Source organism: Xenorhabdus khoisanae (genome assembly GCF_001037465.1).
Taxonomy (GTDB): Bacteria; Pseudomonadota; Gammaproteobacteria; order Enterobacterales; family Enterobacteriaceae; genus Xenorhabdus; species Xenorhabdus khoisanae.
Window position 1 is genome coordinate 1 of record NZ_LFCV01000170.1, and the last position, 3014, is coordinate 3014.

General features: G+C 40.7%; 5 protein-coding genes. 1 reads left to right on the forward strand and 4 read right to left on the reverse strand.

All coding sequences use genetic code 11. From position 1 onward, the window contains the following. Positions 1-242 (forward strand): hypothetical protein (locus AB204_RS23670; protein WP_235428144.1); only part of this gene is annotated, 242 nt, incomplete at its 5' end. Here the strand turns inward: AB204_RS23670 and AB204_RS18940 are convergent. The 4 genes from AB204_RS18940 to AB204_RS18955 form a co-directional block, all read right to left on the reverse strand. Next, positions 235-1272, reverse strand: a complete 1038-nt coding sequence (locus AB204_RS18940; RefSeq protein ID WP_047964943.1) for an IS110 family RNA-guided transposase — start codon at positions 1270-1272, stop codon at positions 235-237. The genes AB204_RS23670 and AB204_RS18940 overlap by 8 nt on opposite strands. Then, positions 1244-1648 carry an ATP-binding protein gene (locus AB204_RS23260; RefSeq protein ID WP_084728630.1) on the reverse strand — a complete coding sequence of 135 codons (405 nt, stop codon included), beginning with the start codon at positions 1646-1648 and terminating at the stop codon, positions 1244-1246. The genes AB204_RS18940 and AB204_RS23260 overlap by 29 nt, the downstream gene beginning before the upstream one ends. Positions 1649-1809: 161 nt before the next feature. Then, positions 1810-2166 (reverse strand): DUF7079 family protein, encoded by a 357-nt coding sequence (locus AB204_RS18950; RefSeq protein ID WP_047964945.1) that lies wholly within the window; start codon positions 2164-2166, stop codon positions 1810-1812. After that, on the reverse strand, positions 2151-2930 hold the full coding sequence (locus tag AB204_RS18955) for a hypothetical protein (protein ID WP_047964946.1): 780 nt from the start codon (positions 2928-2930) through the stop codon (positions 2151-2153). Before AB204_RS18955 ends, AB204_RS18950 begins: the two co-directional genes overlap by 16 nt. Positions 2931-3014 lie beyond the last annotated feature (84 nt).

Sequence of the window (3014 nt, forward strand, 5' to 3'; positions counted from 1 at the left end):
ACCATATATGGACGCTCCCGGCTGTGCAAGCATTGAATAGAACGGTTTGCGACCATATATCCGGCATCGTTATGGACTCACTTGCCCGTGCCATGATGTCATCCGCGCCCTGTTTCCTTATCACATGCATCGGTATGTCACTACCTTGGTCCAATTCAGGTTATGACAGGGACGGTAGCCGTTTTCTCATCAATGTTTGCAAACTCGATAATGCGTCTGTTTTGACTCACTTACTCAATTAATGGATAAAAAAGCTTTCTGCATATTAAAATCCACGCCCTCCTTCAAAACACGCCAGATAATCCGGGTCAGTTTGTTAGCTAACGCCACCGTCGCTTTCAGAAATCCGCACCGGGCAATCAATGTCTTCAGCCACTCCCCTAAACGGTCATGCCGTTTTTGAACACAGCGCATCACTGCACGGGCACCGTGAATAATTAACGTTCGAAGATGACGGTTTCCATGTTTGCTCAGGGAGGAGAGCCGACTCTTTCCTCCGGAACTATGTTGTCGGGGAACCAGACCACACCAGGCTGAAAGTTGCCGGCCATTGGCAAATTGGAGTGAACTGACTTCACTCACGAAAGCAGCGGCAATAAGGGGACCGACACCGGGAATGGTCAGTAAATGTTCATAACCCGTTTGCTGACGAGCCAGTGCTGCAATTTCGTTATCCATTTCATGCATGCCGATGTTCAAATCCTGCAGTGATCCCCACAGTGTATGTAATAAACGGCGCAGCACACCGGATAGAGTATTATCACTGTCTTCCAGAATGTCAGGCAGATATTGCTGCAGTTTCTGAATACCCGCAGGCACTACGAATCCCTGTTCGGCAAGAAAAGCCCGGATTTGGTTGGCGAGGGCGGTACGTTGTTCCACCATAAGCTGCCGGGCACTGCGCAACGCCTTGATATCTTGCTGCTCTACGGTTTTGATGGGAACAAAATGGAGACCGGGCCGACAGGCTGTTTCGCAGATAGCCAGTGCATCATTAGCATCATTTTTTTGATGATGACTAAACGCTTTGACATGCTGGGTGGGAATAAGTTGAACATGATAACCCATAGCCTGCAATTTCCGGCCCCAATAATGGGAAGTCGCGCAGGCTTCCATGGCAATGAAGGTTCCCGGTGGAAAAGTCCGTATGGCATCCAGTAATTTTTGTCGTGAGACTTTTCGGTTCGCAGCAACAGAACCGTCTTCCATCCAGACACAGATTTGAAAAACGTTTTTGGCGAGGTCAATGCCAACGACTTTGATCGTATTCATGAGATGTTCTCCCGCAATTCAGTACATCGGAGAAAAGATGGCACTGTTTTCTACTGAAAAAGGGGGCGTCCATCACATCACATAGAGCTTGCAATTCAGGTTGGTTATCGAAGAATAATTCAATACTAATTTCTGGAAAAGAAACCCTTTCACCCTTTTTATGCTCAAGTAAAAAATCATTCACAAAATCAGTATTAAACCAATGCGAATTAAACTCTTCCGATGCACTTCGTCCGTTAACTCGTCCTGTTAAAGCTAATGCAATGGCCTCTAATAAAGTTGATTTACCTGCTTCATTATCACCTACAATAATGTTTAATTTTGAATTTGGAGTAAGCACTAACTTTTTATAAATTCTATACCCGTGTATTTTTATTTTTTAATCAAAACTATCTTTCCTTTATGTGGTTGATAAATTACAATAAGTGCTATTTTCAGAAAACACTAATAATTATATGACATACATCATCACATACCTATTATCTGTAAGGTTATACTAACAATGATCGTCAATATAGTTGATATAAATTAGTAACCTTAATCAACCAGTCTTTTTTTTAAATATTGCCAATCTTTTGCAAGATACCTGCGTAAAAAACACTGTCTAATATCCATTTTTATTTTTTCTATTTTATTTCCCATTATTTTTTTCTCCCTAACAATTTGAATATCTTCCCAAAGTTGCTCACGATCAAAAAAAGTCCATACAGGAGGTACAGGAGTAAATCCATTGGTATAACACACCGGAGCTACCCACTCGAAAAAGACCATCTCAACATGTTCAAGCGGGAAATGTTTGGCTACAGAAGCTATATACTCATAGTCAACCTCATTATCTACAAAGATATCAGATAGCGCTTCACATAAATCTATGTCAGTCAGTATATTGCCCAACGAGTAAACTCCTCTATTTCTTCATCTAAAGCATCCGCAACTACCGAACCGGCAACACCTCCAGCTATGCTACCCAATAACACCACAGCAATAGCACAAACGGGAGCACCAGGGCCACATAATGGAGTTACCGCTAAGCCAGCGAGACTTCCACCTGCGACCCCACCACCAATTTGTATTCCTTGTTTAACCGCTTCTTTAGGTTTATTTTCAGCATTCAATATTTCATGTGTAGCTAATATTGCCGTAAAGATTGTGCCTACTTTCCCTATGATCTTTAACCTTTTGTTAGCTGTTGTAAATTTTGGATTATCTCTTGAGGACGCTTCTATAATTTCATAGAAAATCGAATTTTTTTGGTTTGGTGTGAGGCTACCAAATACTTTTCCAAATTTTTTCTGAGAGTATTTATCCATTAAATTTTCAAAAGTTGGAGGGGATTTTTTATGCCTTTCTGCAAAGGCCAATCCTTGTGCTGACGTAAATTTTCTATGCTCAGCCATAATGTTATTTCGCATTTCATAACAAAATTCAGCAGCTTCTTTCACTGAGATTTTTTTTGTACTCACCATCTTCTTAATTTCAGAAACCGCTATTTTAATATTTGAAGTATAGCTTTGTCTGACATTAGCATCGTTAATTACATCGGTAGAAAATTTAATTGAAGCACCTTCTAATGCTGCCACGGCCTTATCTAAAATAGGATCATCAATAGAATGCTCTTGTTTTCCTGCATAAGTTCCCTCTACCACTTCATATGTCATGATTTCACCCAATAATTTTATTTAAGTCCTCAAGAGAAATTAACTGCAAATTGGCGACCATAACTTTCAAATAAAGTATTTAGC

Coding starts and splice junctions, on each gene's coding strand:
- AB204_RS18940 (WP_047964943.1), bottom strand. CDS start 1,272: ATGAATACGATCAAAGTCGTTGGCATTGACCTCGCCAAAAACGTTTTT.
- AB204_RS18955 (WP_047964946.1), bottom strand. CDS start 2,930: ATGACATATGAAGTGGTAGAGGGAACTTATGCAGGAAAACAAGAGCAT.